This window comes from Mycobacterium sp. UM_CSW (assembly GCF_000455205.1).
GTDB lineage: Bacteria > Actinomycetota > Actinomycetes > Mycobacteriales > Mycobacteriaceae > Mycobacterium.
In genome coordinates this window covers 1-20,811 of record NZ_AUWQ01000104.1, presented here as the reverse complement: position 1 = coordinate 20,811, position 20,811 = coordinate 1, and the positions used below count along the sequence as shown (strand labels likewise).

The window sequence follows — 20,811 nt, the reverse complement described above, 5'->3', positions numbered from 1 at the left end:
GCCATTCAGCCGCGGGACGCGGTGCGAAATCTGTCCCGGTACGCCTTCGGCGAGACGCCGAGGTGGTCGACGAACACGCGCCGGAGGGTTTCGGCGCTGCCGAACCCGGCGATGCGGGCCGTGTCGGCGACGCTGCGGCCGGCGTCGAGCGCGGCGCGGGCGGCGTCGATGCGCACCATCTCGACATAGCGGGCCGGCGTCGTGCCGAGTTCGGACTGGAATAGCCGGGTCAGCTGCCGCGTGCTCAGAGACGCTTGCGCGGCAAGCGTTTTCACGCTGTGGTTGGCCGCCGGGTCGGCCGCGATCGCCTCGGTGACCTTGCGCAGCGGGGACTGCGGCGGGGGCTCGGCCTCGACCAGCGTCGAGAATTGCGATTGACCGCCCGCGCGCTTGAGGTAGACGACCAGCCACCGGGCTACGTCGCGGACCAGCTCGGTGCCGTGATCCATTTCGACGAGCGCCAGCGCAAGGTCGATGCCCGACGACACCCCGGCCGAGGTGAAGACGTCGCCGTCGCGGACGAACAGCGCGTCCGGTTCAACGGCGATGTCGGGAAAGGCCCGGGCGAACAGCCGGGCGTCATGCCAATGCGTGGTGGCGCGCCGGCCGTCGAGCAGGCCGGCCTGCGCCAGGATGAACGAACCCGTGCAGATCGACGCCAGGCGCCGCGTGCGCCCCGCGGCCGACTTGACCGCGTCGACAAGCGCGGGATCGATCGCCCGCCGCGGCAGGTCGTCGCTCCCGGCGACCATGATGATGTCGGCCGACTCGATCGACGAAAGCGCGTCCGTCACGCCCAACCGGGTGCCGATCGAGGTGGTGACGTCGCGGCCGTCCACCGACGCGATCTTCAGCTCATAGTCGGCGCCGAATCGGTTGGCCTCGGCGAAGACCTCACCCGCCCCCGCGACGTCCAGCATCGTCACGTCGTCGAAGACGACGATCACCACGACCCGCGACCGCGCACCGGCTTCCGCCACGGGCCCATTGTCGCAATCTGGGGTAAAGACGGCTCAATCGCCATGGGTGGATGCAGCTCGGTGCACCATACTGGTCGCCAACAACCCGGCGGATATCAGTCTGACCGAGCGCCGCCAGCCGACAAGCTCACCCCACGGGTTCGGGAGAAGGCAACGAGGCGCCGTCGGGCGAGCTCCCCGGACCCTGCCGCCCCATGCCCAATTGACGAAGTTCTCGAAATATCAGGCGCGGGGAATCGATATTCGGGCGTTCGTGTCCAGGTCTACGTCGAGCGCATTGAGCATGAGCGCCAACCCGGACCACCGGTTTATCAGCATCAGCACTTCTACGGTCGCCTGGCTTCCCAAGGCGTTGTGCACCTCGTCGAACAGCGCGCCCGTCACGCCCTTGGTGGTCACCAATTCGGTTGTCAGACGCAGCACCGAAAGTTCCACTCCGCCAAACACATCGGTGCTTGTTTGCCATGCGGAGCCCAGGCCGGCGATCTCGCGCGGACTGACGTCAGCTCTGCTGGCCGCGGTCGTGTGCTGTCCGATCTCGTACAGCGATTCCATCAAGTACGCGGTTCGCAGGATGACAAGCTCCCGCAGTCTCGGACTGACCACGGAACTGACCAGAGCGCTGCGGCCCGCCACCATCCATCCGGTGAACATGTTTTTAGCGTTGGCCAGGGCACGGTAGACGTTGAGATTGCCCCGCTCGAGGGTAAGTTCGCGGGCCGACTCGCTCATTTGCGTAGGCGTAACGTAGGCAATGCGCGTCATGAGAGTTCCTGTTCATACCCGCACTGGGGGTCGAAGCACGTTCAAGAGCACTACTAAGCGAGAACTCCGAGGCCGAGTGGTTGTACCGCGAGGCGATCGAGCGGCTGGGCCGGACCCGCATGCGTACAGAACTGGCACGGGCCCACCTGCTCTACGGCGAATGGCTGCGGCGGGCGCAGCGCACGACCGAAGCCCGAACGCAGCTGCGAAGCGCCCACGACATGTTCGACACATTCGGAATGGACGGATTCGCCGACCGCGCCCGCCGAGAGCTTGCGGCCTCCGGCGACAGCATTCATGTGCGCGCCGAGGCCATCGGCGGTCCACAGCTCACGGCGCAGGAAGGCCAGATTGCCCGGTTAGCTCGTGATGGACTGTCAAATCAGGAAATTGGTGCGCGACTGTTCATTAGTGGCCGAACGGTCCAGTACCACCTTCACAAGGTCTTCACCAAGCTCGGCATCAGCTCCCGCAGCGAACTCGACGAAGCCTTGCTATCCGAACGATCGCCTTGAATGCGGGCAAGGAAATACCCGGTGGACCGCCGTAGTCGACGGTGCCGAACGCCATGTCGGTCGCTGTCAGACCGCTCACGGCGGCGAATGGTGTGCGTAATCCGCGGTGGCTCAGAATGATTCGCGCCATACCGACGTTCCGGGGTCAGCTGATGATGATGTAGGCGCGTTGACGCCGCCGTGCAGCAGTTTGAGGTGGTGTGCGGAGTCCAACGCGTCGGCCACGCGGTCATCACAGTGATTGCCTCGTCGTTGGGCATCCAGCCACATAGTGCGTGCCCAGCAGTCCGTGAGGTCCGAGCCGTCGATGTAGTCCACCGCGAAACACAACTGTCGGTCGTGCCCACCGCGGTCGCCGACAGCGACCATGATGTGTGGATGCAAAGCGATCTCCACGACTCAGGCGTGAGCTCCAATCGCCGCGGCCAGCTCGGACCTGAGGAGCAGCAGGCCCGGAATTAAGCCACCGATCGGGGTCCCCGGCACCGAACCTAGGCCACCGGCCAGGACCACCGGACTAAGCGGCGTTAGCAGCCCGCCCAGCGGAAGTTCAGCCGTCGGACTAATTGTCGTCACCGGGGCCCCGTCGACTGTGATGGTCCCCGTCAAGGGCGGCAGGCTGATCAAAGTCTGACCGTTTAGGAAGCCGTTCGTAACAACGGCGGGCGCATCGATCAAAGCCGCCGCCGCACCGAGCGGATCGCCAGTCTGTACGGCTGTGGCAAACGCGACCGCGCTGGAGTTTAGGGCGATCACCGCGTTGACGGGCGCGCCCACCCCGTCGAAAACGACCTGCAACGGCAAGCCGAAGTTGATCGCGAGGTTGCCGGGGTTGAACGTCGCCCCGAAATCCGTGACCGTCTCTACCAGGTTGGTGATGTGCTGGGAGATCTGGGCGGGGATAGACCCCACTGGCAGCAGGTTGGTGAAGTTTTGGGCCATCTGGCCGGGGATGGCGAGGATGGGTGCCAAGTCCCCGAGGGGGCCGAGTGGAACGACGGGCAGCGGCGTCGCCGTGGGCGATCCCACTTCACTGAAGTCAAAACTCAACGGTTGGAACCCGGGAAGTAAGACGTTTTCCGCGCCTTGCGCGAAGGCGTTCCAGACCCCTTGGACATCGCCGGCTGCAAGCGCCTGACCCGCGGTCTGGAAGGTCGCCGGCAATCCGGCCAATCCGATACCGAGGTCGCGCACGGTTGCCTGGAGTCCCGTGCCGATCGTCTGCGCGTAGGTGATCTGGTTGTTGACGAGCTGCTGGATGGCGGCGCCCGGGTCGGGGAACGTAAGACCTTGAATGCCGGCCTGAACGCTCGCCGGCAGGGCGGCCAGCCCGGTGGGTAGATTTTGTATGCCGGTCGCGAGCGAGGAGGCGATGGTTTGCGCGTAGCCGACCTGGTTGGTGGCCAGCTGGTGCACGAACGGGAAGGGGTCGGCCAAGAGGGTCGTCCTGATGGCTAGCAGGTTCGTGGCAGTGTTCGACACCAGCGCCCGGTATGGCGCGGCCACGGTGGCACCGAACGAGCCAAGATCGTCGACGAAAGCGGATGCTCCACCCGGCTGCAGCGTCCCTAAAGCGATGGGTGCGCTTGCGGTCGCGTTCGACATCGCTTGCGCGCCAGCCTGAATCTCGCCACCGAGGAGTGCGCCTACGCTGCTGTTCTGCAGCGCAGACACCGCCCCACCCACATAGGAATCGACGGATCCGAGCACGGTGTCGAGTCCCTCGCCCAGCAGGACCTGGCTGACGTTCTCGACTTCCGCGCTCGCGTAGGCACCCGCTCCGGCATCCAGCAGCCCGAGGAACCGCTCGTGGAATGCCTGCGCCCGCGCGTTTAAGGTCTGGAATTGCTGACCGAAGTTGCCGAATATCGAAGCGATGGCAATCGAAACCTCATCCTGAGCCGCCACCGCGATCCCCGTGGTGGGACCAGCCGCGCCGCTGGCGGCCTCGGCTAGCGACGAACCAATGCCCGCTAGATTCGCGGTCGCGCTCTCGACCAGATCCGGCGTCGCGATCACAAATGACATCTGCATCCTCTTTCCTGGGGCCACCGCGGGGTAACCGGGTGACCCAATCTATTTGACATGCAGCACAATAGAGATTTCGCGCAGGGCGTACGCGAAATCGGTTGCCTCCCTTTGCTGCTGGTTAATCGCCCGGAATTTACCCGGCGGTAACCAAGGCGGGCCTGAGCCTAACCGGGCATCGCCGCGCGTCCAAATACAACTAGTGTTTTCACAGGTTCGTTACCGATCCGGCTGAGCGCCAACGAGGCTCCCGGGCCCGAGCACGATGGTTCGGCCGCCGGCCAAACCAAAGAAAGCGCAACCGAGGTTCATCGAGCGCAACCGCCCGTCGACGCTGCGCTTCCGAGGTGGACAACTCGAACGCAGCCCGTCAGTTCCCGGTGCGACAAAGCGTCGACAAAGCCGACGCCGACAAACCGTGGCTGAGCATCGCGCTGCGCACCACGACGAGGATCCTCGAATTCGTCGAGCCGAATCGCCTTTGCGACAGCGCGTTTCGAGACGATGTCCTGCGCATCGACAGCGACGACCTTTCCCCAGACGCTCGCCGCGTTCACGACCGCCCATCCGCGCCCTGACTTCAAGCGGTGCGCCATGGGGGCCTCCAACGACGTCTTGAAGCGTCGAATGGTGTTGCCTGCTCAAAAAACTCTGCCGTCCATGTCGGATTCTGTGGGATAGATGGCTGATATGACGCGGTTGCGCACTCGCGCATCGCCTCAGAATGAGCCCAAGACAAAAGGAGACGCGATCATGTTTACTCAGCCGATGGAAACCATCGCCGACATCGTCGTACCCGACACCCCGCTAGTGCGCGAGGTCACCGAGTACATTCGCGACGCCGAAGACGATCTGCTCTTCGACCATTCCCGCCGGGTCTTCCTGTTCGGCGCGCTGCAGGGCCGCCGCCGGGGGCTGCAACCGGACCTGGAACTGCTCTACGCCGGCGCGATGTTTCACGACATCGGCCTGACCGAGCGCTACCGCACGTCCACCCTGCGCTTCGAGGTGGACAGCGCCAACGCGGCGCGCGATTTCCTGCTGCAGCACGGCGTCGACGAGGCCGATGCCCACAAGGTGTGGCTGGGCATCGCCCTGCACACCACGCCCGGCATCCCCGAGTTCCTCGAGCCCGAAATCGCCTTGGTCACAGCGGGTGTCGAAACCGACGTCCTGGGCATCGGCCGCGACGACCTGTCGCCCGACGCGCTCGCCGCCGTCACCGCCGCCCATCCCCGGCCGGACTTCAAGAACCGCATCCTGGCCGCCTTCAACGACGGCATGAAGCACCGCCCGCACAGCACGTTCGGCACAGTCAACGCCGATGTGCTCGAGCGCTTCGACCCGACGTTCGCCCGCGACAACTTCGTCGACATCATTCTGGGCAACACCTGGCCCGAATAGGCGCCAATTCTTCCGATTCCGATGCGCCCGCCTACGCGGGCGCATCGCCACGCCAGCAATGTTCCGTCGGTGAAATCAAGGAGGCAGCTTGTCGACGCACTCGTCCGAATCTAGAGGCAGTGCAATAGTTCTCGGGGCCAGCATCACCGGTTTGCTGGCGCGGGTGCTCGCCGATTTCTACGACACCGTGACCGTGGTCAAACGCGATCTTCTCGCGGACGGACCGCTCACCCGTCACGGAGTGCCGCAGGGAGGTCTGCCGCACATCTCGGCGGCCCGGCTGACCGGGATTCTGGACCAGCCATGGTCCAGAGGTTCCTGCGGATGATGAACATGGTCGGGCCTCGCAGGGAGTTGTACCGCCCGTCGACCATGTTTCGCATGGCCGCGAAACCACGAATTGCATTGCCTCGGTGACGTATGTGCTGGTCCCCGGCGCCTGGCATGGAGCGTGGTCCTGGCGACCGGTCGCCGAGCGGCTTCGCGCGGCGGGCCACCGGGCTATCACCCTGACGCTGCCCGGAATGAACGACGGCGACGACCCTTCCGGGTACCAATTACGAGACGCGATCGAACACATTGCCCAGGAGGTTCGACGGCTGACAGCGGGCAACGTCGTCTTGGTCGCACACAGTTGGGGCGGCTTTCCCGCCACCGGCGCCGCGCGGGTGCTGGCCGGGCGTGTCGACAAACTCGTCTACTACAACGGGCATGTGCCGCTTCGCGGCCGGTCACTGATCGACGAGAACCCGCCCGACCAGCGCCTGTCGGCGCTGCGGTCGATCAGGGAATCGCCGGTGGGCGCCGTCCGGGCGACCAGGGCATACCTCGAGCGGGAGTTGATGCAAGGCGTCTCGCCCGACCTACAGCGGTTGGTGGCCGATCTGTTGACGCTCCAGCCCGGCGGCTACTTCCTTGGCGCCCTCGACATCGGCGCGGCCGATCTCGGCATTCCGATGGCCTACATCACCGGCGCCGACGATGTGGCGATGCCGCGGCCGGCGGCCGAATCCGCCGCCCGGATCGGGGTCCGGCCCGTCGTGGTACCCGGGACGCACAATGGATTGCTGACCCACCCCGACGAGGTCGCCACGGCAATCCTCGCCGCTTGACCGGCCGCCTGAATACCGCCGCCGACGTCGGATTCTGTGGGAAAGAGGGCACGAACGGCACCGGTGAATGGCCGCTCGGCGCCGGAAGATGGACCTAGTCCACAAAGGAGAAGCGGTCATGGTAATCCAGTCCATCGAGACCATAGCCGGCATCGTCATCCCCGACACCGCCGTCGCCCGGGACGCCACCGACTTCATCCGAAGCGTCGAAGACGACGTCCTCTTCCACCATTCACGGCGGGTGTTCCTGTTCGGCGCGCTGCACGGGCTCCGGCTCGGCCTTTCGCCCGACCCGGAGCTGCTGTACGTGGGCGCGATGTTCCACGACCTGGGCCTCACCGGGCGCTACGGCACGTCGACCCAGCGCTTCGAGATGGACGGCGCCGACGCGGCGTGTGAGTTCCTGCTCGAGCACGGCGTCGGACAGGCCGACGCCGACAAGGTTTGGCTCGGCATCGCCCTGCACTCGACGCCCGAGGTTCCCGCGCGCCTCGACCCCGTAACCGCTTTGCTGGCAGCCGGTGTCAAGACCGACGTGGTCGGCGCGGGGCTCGAGGCCCTGGACCCGGAAGCGGTCGACGCGGTGACCGCCGCCCATCCCCGTCCGGACTTCAAGAACCGCATCCTGGCGGCCTTCAACGACGGCATGAAGCATCGCCCCGACACGACTTTCGGGACGATGAACGCCGACGTGCTGGCGCACTTCGACCCCACGTTCAAGCCGGGGAACATGGTCGACTTCGTTCTCAACAGCAATTGGCCCGAATAATGGAAGGGAGCGGACAAATGGAAATCCACGAGGCGCTGTACACCACCAGGATGATGCGGCGGTTGCGGCCGGACCCGGTCCCGCTGGACGTGCAGGCCCGCATTCTCGATGCGGCCGTGCGGGCACCCAACGGCGGCAACACCCAACGCTGGCACTTTGTCGCCGTCGACGATCCACAACTCATCCACGAGTTCGGCGAACTGTTCCGGCAGGCCCGCGCCCTCGAATACGAGAAGTTCAGCACGGGGCAGGGACCGATGGTGGTGCCGGGGCCCGGCGCGGACCTCGCCGCTCACGCCGAGACGATGCGCCGGATCAAGGGCTCCGGCAACTACCTGGCCGACCACTTCGACGAGGTTCCCCTGTTGCTCTTCGTGTTCGCGATCGACGATCTTGGCGGCGCCAACATCTACCCCGCGATCTGGAGCGCCCTGCTCGCCGCCCGGGCCGAGGGCGTCGGCGGCGTCATGACGATGGTGCTCAACAATTTCCGCGACAAGGTGAACGAGATGCTGGGCGTGCCCGTCGAGGAGGGCTGGAAGATGTCGGCCATGCTGACCCTCGGCTATCCCCTGGGCAAGTGGGGCGTGGCCGCCAATCGCCGCCCCGTGCACGAGGTTTCGTCCCGCAACCACTGGGATGCGCCGTTCGGTGTCGAGGTGCCGGAGCCGCTGTGGTCGCCTCAAGAGGCGCCGACAGCCGGATTGGCCGCGGTCGGATAGTGCGGCGGCCGAACCGTTCCGTCGCCTGGACCGTGAGGACAGCGTGACAACAACCAACATTGCGGAAGCGGTCGAAGTCTTCGGACCCGTCGTGGAGTTCATGACTCCGCCCGAGGAAGAGCAGTTCTGCGTCATGCGCGCGGTCATCCCACCCGGGGTGGTGGTCCCACTGCACAGCCACAACGACTTCGAGGATTTCTACATCCTGGCGGGCAGCCACCAGGTGCTTGCCGAGGGAGCTGGCGGCCTTCAATGGCGCGATGCCCACGCCGGAGATTACGTCCGGGTGCCGGGCGACGTCCCGCACGCGCACCGCAACGTCTCGCAGGAACCCGCAGTCGACCTGATCATCACGACGGCGCGCATGGGCAGATTTTTTCGCGAGGTAGGCCGGCCGGTGAGCTCGCCGCCACCGACCGCCCGAGAGGTGGCGCGCTTCGTCGAGGTTGCGGGGCGGTACGGCTACCGGCTGGCGACGCCGGACGAAAACGCTGCGGTCGGCATCACCGTGCCCGTGTTCTCGGGGTGACGGGGCGGGAAACAGGCGGCGTGCCCGCGTAAGTCGAAAACCGGTATAAACAGGTCCGGGAGGTGGGTCGCATGGCCGGTGCGGGTGAAACCGTGGTCACGGTCGTCCAGCCCGGGGAGGGTGATTACGTAGCTGGGCTGCTGCTGCCGAGATGCAGCAAAGAGCTAGGTGTCAGGTCGCCGGCTTCAGTTGGATGCTGTCGGTGTAGTTGGTTTTGCATGCCCGATTGTCCGCAACGTTCCGTAGTGTTGTAGGTGACTTGACCCGTGCCCGCGAGCGTGTTCGGATTCCACGAATAGTGAGCGCTCGCGACGACGGTCGGATCGCGGTGGCCTCGATACGAAGATCAGCGAGATTCGTTACGTCCATTGCCCATTGGCCGTTGATGAACCGGGCCTGTGACGAGGTCTGATTACCTCCGTTTCCGCCCACCATGTTTACTTTGGCACACCCGTCGCCGCACGGGGTCATGTACCTGTCGTCTTCAACAGAGTGGCCCACCGAGTTGGTTTCTGTTTTGACGTAGTGGCCATTCACCGCGTGTGGGAGCCGTCGAAGTGGCCGCTGAAGGGCTTGAAGAAGGAGCTGGCTAGGCCGGCGGAAAGAGAACGGTTGCGGCGAAGTTCCTTGCGGCATGCATGATTTGTCCGTTCCGTCGAGTCTTGAGCTGTTGGTGTGTCGGGTGCTGCTGGCGGTTGTATCACGGGCGACGTTGAGGTTGGTAGGGATTTGCCAACGCCGTTTGCCGCCGGGTGGCGCTTTCTCACAGGTCCCGACAGCTACTAGCTAGCTGCTCCTGCGAAAAAGTAGTCGCTGGGTCGCTGCGCAGAGTTGTCGGTGCTTAGTTCATCCCTCTCGGTCCGCGTAAACATCCCCCGGCGGGTGATGGCAGGGCACAGACGAGCGTGTGACAGTTAGTGGAGCCAAGACGCGTTTCACCGAGAACCTAATTCAGCGCTTTCCGGCTCCGAGGAGGACGCATGCGTTTAGTGGTCGCGATTACGGGCGCGACGGGCGCCGCTCTCGGCGTTCGTCTGCTGGAGGTTCTCGGGCAACTGGGCGTCGAGACCCATCTCATCCTCAGTGACTGGGCCCGGGCCACGATCAAGCTGGAAACCGACGTCAGCGTCGATGCAGTGCGGGCGCTGGCCTCACACGTCTACAGCGCCCGCGATCTGGCGGCAGCCATCTCGAGTGGCTCGTTCCGCACAGATGGGATGGTCGTGTGCCCTTGCAGCATGAAGACGTTGAGCGCTATCCGGGTCGGATATAGCGACAATCTGATCACTCGGGCTGCCGATGTGACGCTCAAGGAACGCCGCCGACTGGTGCTGGTTGCGCGGGAGGCGCCCTTGAGCCCCATTCATCTGGACAACATGCACTATCTGGCAACCCTTGGGGTCGTGATCTTCCCCCCGACGGTGGCCTATTACTCGCGGCCAACATCGGTCACGGAGGTCACCGACTACGTGGTGGGCCGGGTCGTCGATCAGCTCGGGATCGACCACAGTCTAATCAGCCGCTGGAAAGACGATCAGCGGCCAGTCGAAACGAACGGCGGCAAACAACTTAAGGACGCCAACGAGCTACTCGCAGAACTGGAATCGATTTCGACCCGGCCGTGAACGCGGCCAACCGTCGAGAACCGTAAGACAAAAAGATTTACCCCAATGAGGAGCACGACATGAGCACGGGAACGGAACTGACGGACACCTCGGCGGCACAGAACGGCCAGGACCCGGGGCCCGACCAGCGCAGTTGGATTGCGACGCTGGAGGCCGCCGGCCAATTGGCACGAGTCACCGTCCCCGTGGACTGGAACGAGGAGATCGGCGCGATCACCCGCGCGAACCTCGCCCTCGGCGGTCCGGCGCTACTCTTCGAAAATATCATCGGGCATGAAAACACCCGAGGCACCAAGCTTTTGACATCCGCAATCGGCAATCGGCGCCAGGTCCAGCTAATGCTGGGGCTACCCGAAGGGACCGGCGACTCGGCCATCGTGCGTCACCTGCGGGAGGCGTTCAAGAAGCCGATCCTGCCCCGCGTGGTCGAGACCGGGCCGGTCAAGGAGAACATCCTCGAAGGCGACGACATCGACCTGTTCCAATTTCCGGCGCCCAAGTGGCATGGCGAGGACGGCGGACGCTACATCGACACGTTCTGCGGTGTGGTCACCCAGGACAAGTACACCGGACGCGAAAACATCGGCTGCTACCGCGGCATGATCGTCGGCCGCGACAAAATAGCGAAATTACTGGTGCCCAGCCAGGGTTGGGGCGGCCACATGTCTGAGTACAAACCCGAGCCCATGCCGGTCGCCGTCGTCTACGGATGGCACGACGTGCTCGGATTTTGCGCGGGCAGCCCGTTCCCGAAAGCCGTGTGCGAATGGGACATGATGGGCGCGCTGCTGGGCCGCCCCGTCGATTTGGTGCCCTGCGAAACGGTGCCGTTGCTTGTACCCGCGAGCGCTGAGATCGTCGTGGAAGGCTTCATCGACCCCGACCCCGCCACTTTCGAAATGGAAGGCCCGTTTGCCGAATACCCCGGCTTCATCGGGGGCGCCGCACCGAACCCCGTTCTCAAGGTCACGCGGATCACCCATCGCAACGACCCGGTGTTGCGTGGCACCCTCGAGGGAATCCGCCCCGGCTTCTACAACGAAGACAGCATCACCAATTTCGCGCGCTCGGCCATCACCTGGAACACGCTCGACGACCTCGGAATCGGCGGCATCACCGATTTATGGATGACGGAGGTCAGCAACGGCCAAAACACGAACGTTCAGATCCACAAGAACTACCGAGGTCATGCGCAGCAGATTGCCGCCGCCTTGTGGGGTACCGGTGGAGCGGTCTGGTTTCACAAGAACGTGATGGTCGTGGAGGAAGACGTCGACATCCACGACCCGGTCGCGCTGGACTGGGCAATGTCGTATCGGGTGAACGCCGGGGTCGGCGACATCCACGTCTATGGGCCATCGATGGGCTCGCCGCTGGACCCGTCCACCGCACCAGCCAAGAACGATGCGGCCAAATACGGTGCGGGGGAATGGCACCGGGTGCTGATCGACGCCACCCGCAGCTGGGAATTCGAACCTCGGCCCGAGTGGGGCGGTCGGCACTTCCCGCCGATCGACAAGATCCATCCGCAACTGGAGTCCCGCGTTGCCGACCGGTGGGCCGAGTACGGGATAGGGATCCCCTACCTCAACGATGACCAGCGGAACCTGCTCACCATGGAAGAGCTGAGTAAGCGGCTATCCGAGGTCTGATCGTCACCCGAGAGAGCCATCCCCGTGACCGAGTATGCCCTTGAAAGGGCTGCGGCCGAGTTCGCCGCGGCTGCCGCCCGCTCGCCCCAGGTGTACGAGCTCACTCCCGATGCGGCGCGCGCCGGCCTGGAGGAGGTCCAGTCGGCGCCGGTTGACAAGCCAGATGTCGACAGCTCGTGGACGCCCGTCGTGGTCCGCGGCACCGAGGTTCCCCTTCGTATCGTCAAACCGCTTGGCGCCGTGGGCCTCTTGCCCGTCGTGCTCTACTTGCACGGCGGGGGGTGGGTGCTGGGCAGCGCCGCGACTCACGATCGCCTGGTGCGGGAGTTGTCGGTCGGCGCCGACGCGGCGGTCGTGTTCGTCGATTACGACCGCGCGCCGGAGGTGCGTTACCCCGAAACCATCGAGCAAGCCTATGCCGCCGCGCGGTGGGTCTGCCGTCACGGCGCGAGCGCGAACCTCGATGCCACCCGAATGGCGGTCGCCGGGGACTCTGCTGGCGGTAATCTCGCTGCGGCTCTGGCCATCCTGGCCCACCGCCGCGGCGACGTCACCTTCGTCCGCCAGTTGCTGTTCTACCCGGTGACCGATGCGGCGCAAAACACAGCCAGCTATTGCGAATTCAGCGACGGCCCGCATCTGACCGCGAAGGCCATGGCGTGGTTCTGGGACGCCTACCTTCCTGATCGGGACCGCCGAAATGAGGTGCTCGCGTCGCCATTGCGGGCCGCCGTCAAAGAACTAGTGGGGCTGCCGGAGGCATTCGTCGTGGTGGCCGAATGCGACGCGCTGCGTGACGAAGGCGAAGCCTACGCCCGCAAGCTGAGCGCCGCGGGAGTGCGCTGCACAAGTGTCCGCTACAACGCGACCATCCACGATTTCATGATGCTGAACGCGTTGCGAGGAACGGCCGCCTCGACAGCGGCGATACGACAGGCCGTCGCCGTGTTGCGTCAGGCCTTCCACCGCACCGAGGCCGCAGTACAACCGAACGCGATCAGAAAGGCGTAGCGATGACCGACATCGATGTGAGCATGGCGTTGCCGCCCTCGTACGAGGCGGCGCAGCACATTGCCACGGCGGAAGGGCTCGGGTACCGCGCGGCCTACCTGTACGACACGCCGTTCGAAGGCGATGACGTCTGGGTGGACTTACACCGAGCGGCCGAGCTCACCACGACGATCGAACTCGGGCCGGCAGTGCTGATTCCGACGCAGCGACACCCGCTGGTGAACGCTGCGCAGACGGCATCCCTGCATCGGTGGGCGCCCGGCCGGGTCGTGACGTCGTTCGGCACCGGGTTCTCCAGCCGGGCGGCGATCGGTCAACCTCCGGTCCGGTGGTCTTACATGGAGGCCTACGTCCGGGCGTACCAGGCGCTGTTGGCCGGGGAAGTCGTCGAGTGGGAGGGAGCGCCCGTGAAGCTGATGCTCACCTCCGGTGCCGCGGGCATCCTGCCGTTGCGAATACCGTTGCTGATCGCGGCTATCGGACCCAAGGGTGCCGGGGTCGCGAAGCGACTGGGTGCCGATGGTCTCATGTCCATGTTCAACGTGGTCCCCGGGCAGCGCGAGTTCCCGCGGGCAGCGGTGGCGACGATGGGCACCGTACTCGACGACGGGGAAGATCTGGCGGCCGAACGAGTCCGCGCGGCGGTCGGCGCCCCATGGGCGGCGGGCCTGCATTACACGTACACCGTCAAAGGTGCTGAGGCCGTATGGGAGATGCCCGGCGGGACCGCGTGGCTCGACGTGATCGAGAAGGTGCCAGAACGTGTGCGGCATCTGTCCGTTCACCAGGGCCATATGGTGGAGATGAACGACGCGGACCTGGCAGCGTGGCATGCCGGTGGTTATGCGTCGATTCCGGCGACCACGCTGACGGGACCCGCCGAAACGGTGCGCAAGGCCGTTGCCGCGATGGCCGAAGCCGGCGCCACCGAAATTATCTTCGAACCTTCAGGTCCCGACATCGCACGGGAATTGGAGGCTTTCATGTCAGCCGTGCGTCCGTCCGCCCGACGGTAGGTCGCGACAGCCTTCGCAGGCAGACAGTTCGACGCGAGGGCGCGGCCGCGACACCGTCGACACCCGCCTATGCAATCGGGTCGGCCAGACGTCCATCCGGTCTGAATGAAATAATCGGCATCCGTCGGCCAGGAATCGTTATGCAGCAATGGTATTCGCGGATTTGCCGCGCGCCCGCGGGGCACCTCGGGGGAGGAGCACACCCCTCAAGCATCCCCCGAACCGCCATAAAAGATCACCCAGCGTGCGATGGTCCGCCACACGCATATGAGCGAGAGTTGTCTTGCGCGAAGGCCCACCAGGTGGGCGCGGAGCCGCACTAATTGGAGGTAATGCCATGAGTTCGATGCCCGTACAAGGCATTCAACCGGCGCCACGCCCGGTCGGCCAGCCGGCCGACGTTGTATTGCGCAACGGCAAGATCTACACGGGGGATCCTGCCCTGCCGCACGCGTCGGCCCTTGCCATCACAAATGGGCATGTCACAGACGTCGGGGACGACGCAACGATTCTGTCCTGTGTTGGCGAATCGACGTCCGTCATCGATGTGCAAGGGAGGCGGGTCATCCCGGGACTGAACGACTCGCACCTGCACGTGATCCGCGGCGGGCTCAACTACGTGCTCGAATTGCGTTGGGACGGCGTTCCATCCCTAGCACTCGCGCTGCAGATGCTGCGCGACCAGGCCGCCGCCACACCCGCCGGGCACTGGGTGCGCGTCGTGGGCGGATTCTGCAAGGAACAGTTCGTCGAGCGCCGGCTCCCCACCCTGCACGAACTGAACGACGCGGCGCCCGACACGCCGGTGTTCGTGCTTAACCTGTATCAGTCCGCGTTGATGAACCGCGCGGCCGTCCGTGCGTCGGGCTACACCAAGAGCACTCCGGATCCCAACGGCGGGAAGATCGTTCGCGGTCGCGACGGTGAGCCGACGGGCATGCTGCTCGCAGCCCCGGCAGCGACACTTCTTTACCTCACCCTCGCGAAGGCGCCGAATCTCGATCCCGACGAACAGTTGCTTTCCACGCGGCACTACCTGCGTGAGCTCAACCGCTTCGGTTTGACATCGGCGATCGACGCAGCCGGCGGTTTCCAGAACTTCCCCGAGAACTACGCCGCCGTTCGCACGCTCGCCGAGCGCAATCAGCTGACCATGCGCATCGCCTACCATCTGTTCCCGCAAGTCGGCGGCCAGGAGGTGGCCGACATCCAGCGGTGGGTCCAGACGGTGACCCCCGGTGATGGTGACGAGTACCTGCGACTGAACGGTGCCGGCGAGAATCTCACCTGGGCCGCAGGAGATTTCGAGAACTTCAGCGAACCACGCCCGGAGTTGGCCGAAGACTACGAACAGGAGTTTGAGAAAGCGGTGCGCCTGCTGTGCGAACACGGCTGGGGATTCCGGTTGCACGCAACCTATGACGAGACGATCCAGCGCGACCTCGCGGTGTTCGAAAAACTCTCCGCCGAGGGCCTTTTTCCCGGGCCGGGCCGATGGTTCTTCGACCATGCCGAAACGGTCAGCCAGAGCAGTATCGAGCGTATCGTCGCCCTCGGCGGCGCCGTCTCGGTACAGAACCGAATGTCTTTCCAGGGAGAGGCGTTCGTTTCCCGGTACGGCACCACCGCGGCACAGAGCAGTCCACCGTTGCGGGCCATGCTGTCCGCCGGTTTGACCGTCGCCGCCGGCACGGACGCAACGCGCGTGTCTTCTTACAACCCGTGGGTGGCGTTGCACTGGATGATCAGTGGGCGCACCTTGGGAAACACCATCCTCTATCCGGTCGAGAATCGCCTCACCCGCGAGGAGGCGCTCGAGCGGTATACCGTCGCCGGCGCCACGCTCAGCGGTGAAGCCGACACCAAGGGAATCTTGCGGCCCGGCTACCTCGCCGACCTGGCCGTCTTAACCGACGACTATTTCGCCGTCGAGGAGTCAGACATCCCCCACATCGAAGCGGTGCTCACCATGGTCGGCGGCGAAGTGGTTTACGCCACAGCCGAATTCGAAGGCCTCGACCAGTCGCTGCAACCAATCGAACCGGCGTGGAGCCCCGTTGCCCGCTTCGGCGGCTACTACGCCACCCCGCCGCCCAGCCGGCGCGGCGCCGCGCAAGCCGCCGCGCTCGTTGACGCGGCCCTGGATTCCCGCGCGGAAGCTGCCTGGCGGTCCCGGCGCGGCGAACAGCTTGCCGTCGCGGCGGCCGACACCTTCGAAACGCACCGACACTGACACCACCACTGCTCGCAGGACTTTGGCGTTCGGAAACGTCAACAGAAAAGAAAGGAACCACAGTGTCCATCTCCACCATCAGCCAGGCCACCCCGACGCCCGGCAAAGCACTATTGACACCGGACAATTCGGTGTTCGTGTTCGCCGACCATCAGCCGCAGATGTTCTTCGCGACCGGCAGTGACGACCGCACGTCGATCATCAACGCGGCGGTAGGTTTGGGCAGGGCGGCCAAGATCTTCAATGTCCCAGTCATCTTGACGACCGTCGCCGCCGATACCTTCGCCGGACATCTGATGCCGCAGCTGCACGCGGAGTTCCCCGATCACCCGATCCTCGACCGCACCACGATGAACCCCTGGGAAGACAGCGCGGTCGTGGAGGCGATTAAGGCCACGGGCCGGCGCAAGCTCGTCCTGTCGGGTCTGTGGACCGAGGTCTGTGTGGTCCTTCCGGCGCTGTCCGCTCTTGAGCAAGGCTTCGAGGTCTATGTCGTGGCCGATGCGTCCGGCGGATTCACGCCCGCCGCGCATCAGCATGCGATGGAACGCATGATCCAAGCCGGCGCGTACCCCGTCACCTGGATCCAGGTACTGCTCGAGCTGCAACGCGACTGGGCCCGCCTCCAGACGTACGACCAAGTGGGCGATCTCATGCGGCAGCGCGGCGGGGTGTACGGCCAAGGCCTGTACTACGCCAACGACTTCGTCGGCGTCCACGCCAGCTAACCGAGTGGCCTCGTTCGAGCCAATTTCATGCGCCGTGGCGCTGCAAAGGACGCAAATCCCTTGCAGCCCACGGCGCGCCAAAGGGCTCTCGTCCGCCACCCGCCCCCGGTGCGAATGAATCAAGGGAGGTCGTAGCAATGCGTGCGTTGCGTTTCGAGCAGTTCGGCGCCCCCGACGTCCTGCAGCTCGCCGATGTGCCGGACCCCGTGGCGACGGCGCAGGAAGCGGTCGTGCGCGTGTCGGCGGCATCGGTGAACCCGTCCGACGTAAAGAACGTCGCCGGCACGATGGAAGGCACGGTACTGCCGCGCATACCCGGACGCGACTACGCCGGGGTGGTCGTCAGCGGACCGAAGCACTGGCAAGGCGTTGCGGTCTGGGGCACCGGCGGAGACGTCGGATTCACTCGTGACGGCTCGCACGCCGAACTCATGTCCGTGCCGGTTGAAGCACTGGCCCCCAAACCCGAGTCACTGACTTTTGACGAAGCCTCCACCGTCGGCGTCAACTTCGTAGTCGGCTGGTACGGCGCCGTCGAGACGGCGCAACTATCCGAGGGCGAAACCATTGTTGTCTTTGGCGTTTCCGGCGGCGTCGGAGGAGCGGTTGCCCAAATCGGACGCGCGCGCCACGCAACGGTGATCGGAGTGGACCGCAGGCCGCCTGGAGTCGACACTCCTGCGGCGGCGGTCATCGACCACTTCCTTGAGCTCGACCCGGCCGTCGACGTCGCGGGCGAGATCAAACGGCTCACCGGAGGCAAGGGCGCAGAGGTCGTCTACGACGCCGTCGGTGGGGTCACCACCGCCGCCGCCCTGGCTTGTCTCGCACGGCGAGGCAGGCTGGTTGTGATCAACGCTGTTGGTTCCGGCACGGTGGAAATCAATCTGCGGGATCTCTACCACAACGAGACCTCGATTCTTGGTGCGGACAGCCGAAAACTCGATGTCGTCGACTCGGCGCGTCGCCTGGCCCACATCGCTTCCTATTTCGAATCGTCGGAATTCCGGCCGCTGCCCATCACCGCGAGCTATCCGCTCGACAAGGGGGCCGTGGCATATCAAGCCGTCGCCGACCATACGGCCGGTCGCATCGTCATCCACCCCTGAACCGACAGGGGCCCAGCCACCGAACACCCAAGGAGGGACAATGGCTATCAACTACACCGAAGAAACGATCACCGAAGCCGTTCAGCGGACTTTCGACAACTCCAAGGACGACCGTTTCAAGGAGCTGTTCGTCCACCTGATCGCTCATATGCACGATTTCGCGCGCGAAACCCGCCTGACCGGCGACGAATGGTACTCCGCAATGGATTTCCTCGAGCGGGTCGGAAAGATCTCCGGTCCCACTCGGCAGGAGTATGTGCTGCTATCAGACATCCTCGGTCTGAGCATGCTGGTCGACATCATGAGCCACCACAATGGCTCCTCGGCCACCGACTCGGCCCTGCTCGGTCCGTTCTACGTCGAGGGCCGGCCCAAGGTGGACAACGGCGCCGACATCTCCGGCGGCGTCGCGGGCACACCGATGTTCGTCGACGGCCGAGTCGTCAACGAGCATGGTGACCCGATCGCGGGCGTCCTCGTGGACACCTGGCACAGCGACGGCAACGGATACTACGACGTTCAGCAGCTCGACAAGCTGAACAACCACTTGGCGATGCGAGCCCTGCTCACCACCGACGCGGACGGCCGATTCTGGTACCGCTCGATCGAGCCACGCTACTACCCAGTACCGACCGACGGTCCGTGCGGCGAAATCCTGCGCGCCGCAGACCGATCCATCATGCGACCGCAGCATGTCCATTTCCAGTTCCATGCCGAGGGATACCACCCACTGATCACCCAGCTGTTCCTGCGAGACGACCCGTACATCGACCGCGATGCGGTGTTCGCGGCCCAGGACTCGCTGGAGGCGGACTTTGTCCGGCACGAGCCCGGTGTGGCGCCCGACGGAACCAGCGTCGACGAGCCCTTCGTGACCCTGCAGTGGACCTTCCGGCTCGCGCCGAACACCGAGCAGAACTGAAAGGGACGAGCGAATGTCGCGAGTTCCTCTCGCCGGCGTCGGCGATCAACCGGAAGAGATTCGTCAGTTCATGACCCGCCACGGTGAACTGAACGTATTCCGGTTGATCGCCAATGCGCCCGAGGTCTTCATCGGGTGGGCTCAGATGGTCGATGAAATGCTGGGCAGCCCAACGCTTGGCGCGCGAATGCGGGAACTGATCATCCTTCGCGTCGCGCACCTGCAGCAGTCGGCGTACGAGCTGAACCAACATTTGGGGCTTGGCCGCGCTGCCGGACTCGACGACCGGCAGATCGATGTTCTCGTGGGCGACGGTGATGCCGGCGTGGCCGGGTTCAGCCCAACCGAGCTCGCCGTGCTCGACGTGGTCAACGAACTCTGCCTCACCCATCGAGTGCGGCCACAAAGCTTCGCTCGCGCCCAAAGCGCCCTGGGCGACGAGGCACTGACCGAGGTGCTCATGGTAATCAGCTGCTACTACGGCCTGGCCCTGGTGGTCAACGCCGTCGAACTCGACATCGATGAGACAGCCCAGTTACGGGTGTGAACGGGAACTCCCATGACGCGAATCAAATACGTAGCGCCCGAGGACATGACGGCCGCAGCACGCGGACTCACCCTCGAAAGGGGGAACCTCAACGTCTACCGGACCCTTGCCAACGCGAAAAACATGTTCACCGGGTGGATGGTGGCCGGCCGTAACGCTTTGGTCAGCCCCGCCCTCAGCCCGAGGCTGAGGGAGCTCGTCATCCTGCGGACGGCCTACCTGATGACATCGCCCTACGAGATCGGTCAGCACACGACCGCGGCAAGCAAAGCGGGTGTCAGTCCACGGGAGATCGCGGCTCTGGGTTCCGCGTGGAAGACGAGCGCCGATGTGTTTGACGGCAGCGAGCTTTCGGTGCTGCGCCTGACGACCGAGCTGGTGACCACCAAGAAAGTGGCGGCGTCACTGTTCGACGAGGTGCACCACGCGTTGGGCACCCAGGCGACCATTGAAGTGCTGATGCTAATCAATCGGTGGTCCGGATTGGCGCTGATGCTCAACGCCCTCGACGTCGACCTGGACACGAACGCCCGCATATCGATTCCCCACGCGTAGTCGGGACGGCGTCGGCGGGCGCCAGTTCCGCGGCGTCCATGTCTTCCGCTCACGATTCGCTTGCTGGTTTGCTCTGTGCACCTTCGCTGCCTTGGGGTGCTCGTCGCGTCGTATTGTGTTCGAAGTCAGCACTTTTCACGCCCCGCCGAGTCGCTGTCATCAGCGCCGCCCCGCCGAACAACGGCATCGAGCCAAAGACGCTGTCGGAGACCGGGACAACGCCGGCAACGCTGGGGCGGGGCACAGCGGCAGCGGCAAGGCTGCCCGGCGCCGCGGTGGCCCAACCGGGCGGCACCGATAGTGCGTCGGCGAGCAGGGCCGAGTCGCCCATGCTTGCCGACGCCGGCGCGGGGCCGAGACCCAACGCCTCGCCCGTCGCAAAGTTCGCCAACGGGATCCCCGGCGCAGCGGCGGCGGCCGCCGGTGCCGCGGCGGGCGTTAAAGCCCAGCCGATGGCCGCGGACGACCACACCGACGACGTCACCACCGGGAAAATCAGTCCCGTGGAAAGCGCCTCGAGACTCGTCACAAGCGGAGGCGGCTGGAAGTTCAGGAGGTCGTGGAGGGTGGTGGGGAGGTTGGGGGTTGT

At 64.9% G+C, this 20,811-nt stretch carries 19 protein-coding genes and 3 pseudogenes; 17 read left to right on the top strand and 5 right to left on the bottom strand.

The genetic code is table 11. The features are described from left to right. Positions 1 to 5: 5 nt before the first annotated feature. Together N415_RS26610 and N415_RS26605 are read right to left on the bottom strand one after the other, a co-directional pair. Positions 6 to 980, bottom strand: a complete 975-nt coding sequence (locus tag N415_RS26610; RefSeq protein WP_081665539.1) for a GlxA family transcriptional regulator — start codon at positions 978 to 980, stop codon at positions 6 to 8. A 222-nt stretch (positions 981 to 1,202) separates the two neighbouring features. Further along, a complete protein-coding gene (locus tag N415_RS26605) occupies positions 1,203 to 1,745 on the bottom strand; it encodes a carboxymuconolactone decarboxylase family protein (RefSeq protein WP_068188113.1) in 543 nt (180 codons plus the stop codon). A gap of 20 nt (positions 1,746 to 1,765) precedes the next feature. On the opposite strand from N415_RS26605, the pseudogene N415_RS26600 reads away from it, so the two are divergent. Further along, positions 1,766 to 2,260, top strand: a pseudogene (locus tag N415_RS26600) (LuxR C-terminal-related transcriptional regulator); the annotation flags it as partial. A 399-nt stretch (positions 2,261 to 2,659) separates the two neighbouring features. Here the strand turns inward: N415_RS26600 and N415_RS26590 are convergent. Both N415_RS26590 and N415_RS31720 read right to left on the bottom strand, forming a co-directional pair. Next, on the bottom strand, positions 2,660 to 4,288 hold the full coding sequence (locus N415_RS26590) for a PE family protein (RefSeq protein ID WP_161630357.1): 1,629 nt from the start codon (positions 4,286 to 4,288) through the stop codon (positions 2,660 to 2,662). Between the two features lie 308 nt (positions 4,289 to 4,596). After that, positions 4,597 to 4,845, bottom strand: a complete 249-nt coding sequence (locus N415_RS31720; protein ID WP_152531593.1) for a hypothetical protein — start codon at positions 4,843 to 4,845, stop codon at positions 4,597 to 4,599. Positions 4,846 to 5,041: 196 nt separating this feature from the next. Here N415_RS31720 and N415_RS26580 point away from each other — a divergent pair, with 196 nt between their 5' ends. From N415_RS26580 to N415_RS26510, 16 genes and pseudogenes are all read left to right on the top strand, one after another. Further along, positions 5,042 to 5,692 carry an HD domain-containing protein gene (locus N415_RS26580; protein ID WP_068188097.1) on the top strand — a complete coding sequence of 217 codons (651 nt, stop codon included), beginning with the start codon at positions 5,042 to 5,044 and terminating at the stop codon, positions 5,690 to 5,692. An 88-nt stretch (positions 5,693 to 5,780) separates the two neighbouring features. Further along, a pseudogene (locus N415_RS31715) lies at positions 5,781 to 5,945 on the top strand (FAD-dependent oxidoreductase); the annotation flags it as partial. A 160-nt stretch (positions 5,946 to 6,105) separates the two neighbouring features. Continuing rightward, positions 6,106 to 6,804: an alpha/beta hydrolase gene (locus N415_RS26575; protein ID WP_239645711.1), complete on the top strand. Its 699-nt coding sequence runs from the start codon at positions 6,106 to 6,108 to the stop codon at positions 6,802 to 6,804. A 118-nt stretch (positions 6,805 to 6,922) separates the two neighbouring features. Further along, positions 6,923 to 7,573, top strand: coding sequence for an HD domain-containing protein (locus N415_RS26570; protein WP_068188161.1), 651 nt, complete (start codon positions 6,923 to 6,925; stop codon positions 7,571 to 7,573). Positions 7,574 to 7,590: 17 nt separating this feature from the next. After that, the gene (locus N415_RS26565; RefSeq protein ID WP_068188096.1) at positions 7,591 to 8,295 is read left to right on the top strand and encodes a nitroreductase family protein; all 705 of its coding nucleotides are present in this window, start codon (positions 7,591 to 7,593) and stop codon (positions 8,293 to 8,295) included. A 43-nt stretch (positions 8,296 to 8,338) separates the two neighbouring features. Beyond that, positions 8,339 to 8,824 carry a cupin domain-containing protein gene (locus N415_RS26560; RefSeq protein ID WP_239645710.1) on the top strand — a complete coding sequence of 162 codons (486 nt, stop codon included), beginning with the start codon at positions 8,339 to 8,341 and terminating at the stop codon, positions 8,822 to 8,824. A gap of 980 nt (positions 8,825 to 9,804) precedes the next feature. Then, complete coding sequence (locus N415_RS26555; protein WP_068188094.1) at positions 9,805 to 10,449, top strand: UbiX family flavin prenyltransferase; 645 nt, start codon at positions 9,805 to 9,807, stop codon at positions 10,447 to 10,449. A gap of 59 nt (positions 10,450 to 10,508) precedes the next feature. Next, the gene (locus N415_RS26550) at positions 10,509 to 12,101 is read left to right on the top strand and encodes a UbiD family decarboxylase (RefSeq protein WP_068188092.1); all 1,593 of its coding nucleotides are present in this window, start codon (positions 10,509 to 10,511) and stop codon (positions 12,099 to 12,101) included. Between the two features lie 24 nt (positions 12,102 to 12,125). Continuing rightward, positions 12,126 to 13,112: an alpha/beta hydrolase gene (locus N415_RS26545; RefSeq protein ID WP_068188090.1), complete on the top strand. Its 987-nt coding sequence runs from the start codon at positions 12,126 to 12,128 to the stop codon at positions 13,110 to 13,112. Positions 13,113 to 13,114: 2 nt separating this feature from the next. Further along, positions 13,115 to 14,128: an LLM class flavin-dependent oxidoreductase gene (locus tag N415_RS26540; protein ID WP_068188088.1), complete on the top strand. Its 1,014-nt coding sequence runs from the start codon at positions 13,115 to 13,117 to the stop codon at positions 14,126 to 14,128. 406 nt (positions 14,129 to 14,534) lie between these two features. Beyond that, positions 14,535 to 16,361, top strand: a complete 1,827-nt coding sequence (locus N415_RS26535; RefSeq protein ID WP_204366843.1) for an amidohydrolase — start codon at positions 14,535 to 14,537, stop codon at positions 16,359 to 16,361. Between the two features lie 62 nt (positions 16,362 to 16,423). Next, positions 16,424 to 17,089, top strand: coding sequence for a hydrolase (locus tag N415_RS26530; protein WP_204366842.1), 666 nt, complete (start codon positions 16,424 to 16,426; stop codon positions 17,087 to 17,089). A 146-nt stretch (positions 17,090 to 17,235) separates the two neighbouring features. Further along, complete coding sequence (locus N415_RS26525; RefSeq protein ID WP_204366841.1) at positions 17,236 to 18,198, top strand: zinc-binding alcohol dehydrogenase family protein; 963 nt, start codon at positions 17,236 to 17,238, stop codon at positions 18,196 to 18,198. 40 nt (positions 18,199 to 18,238) lie between these two features. Next, a complete protein-coding gene (locus tag N415_RS26520; RefSeq protein WP_068188084.1) occupies positions 18,239 to 19,120 on the top strand; it encodes a dioxygenase in 882 nt (293 codons plus the stop codon). A 13-nt stretch (positions 19,121 to 19,133) separates the two neighbouring features. Continuing rightward, complete coding sequence (locus N415_RS26515) at positions 19,134 to 19,667, top strand: carboxymuconolactone decarboxylase family protein (RefSeq protein WP_068188081.1); 534 nt, start codon at positions 19,134 to 19,136, stop codon at positions 19,665 to 19,667. A 12-nt stretch (positions 19,668 to 19,679) separates the two neighbouring features. After that, positions 19,680 to 20,222 (top strand): carboxymuconolactone decarboxylase family protein, encoded by a 543-nt coding sequence (locus N415_RS26510; protein ID WP_068188078.1) that lies wholly within the window; start codon positions 19,680 to 19,682, stop codon positions 20,220 to 20,222. Positions 20,223 to 20,271: 49 nt separating this feature from the next. On the opposite strand, the pseudogene N415_RS31065 reads toward N415_RS26510, so the two are convergent. Further along, positions 20,272 to 20,811 (bottom strand): annotated as a pseudogene (locus N415_RS31065) (hypothetical protein); the annotation flags it as partial.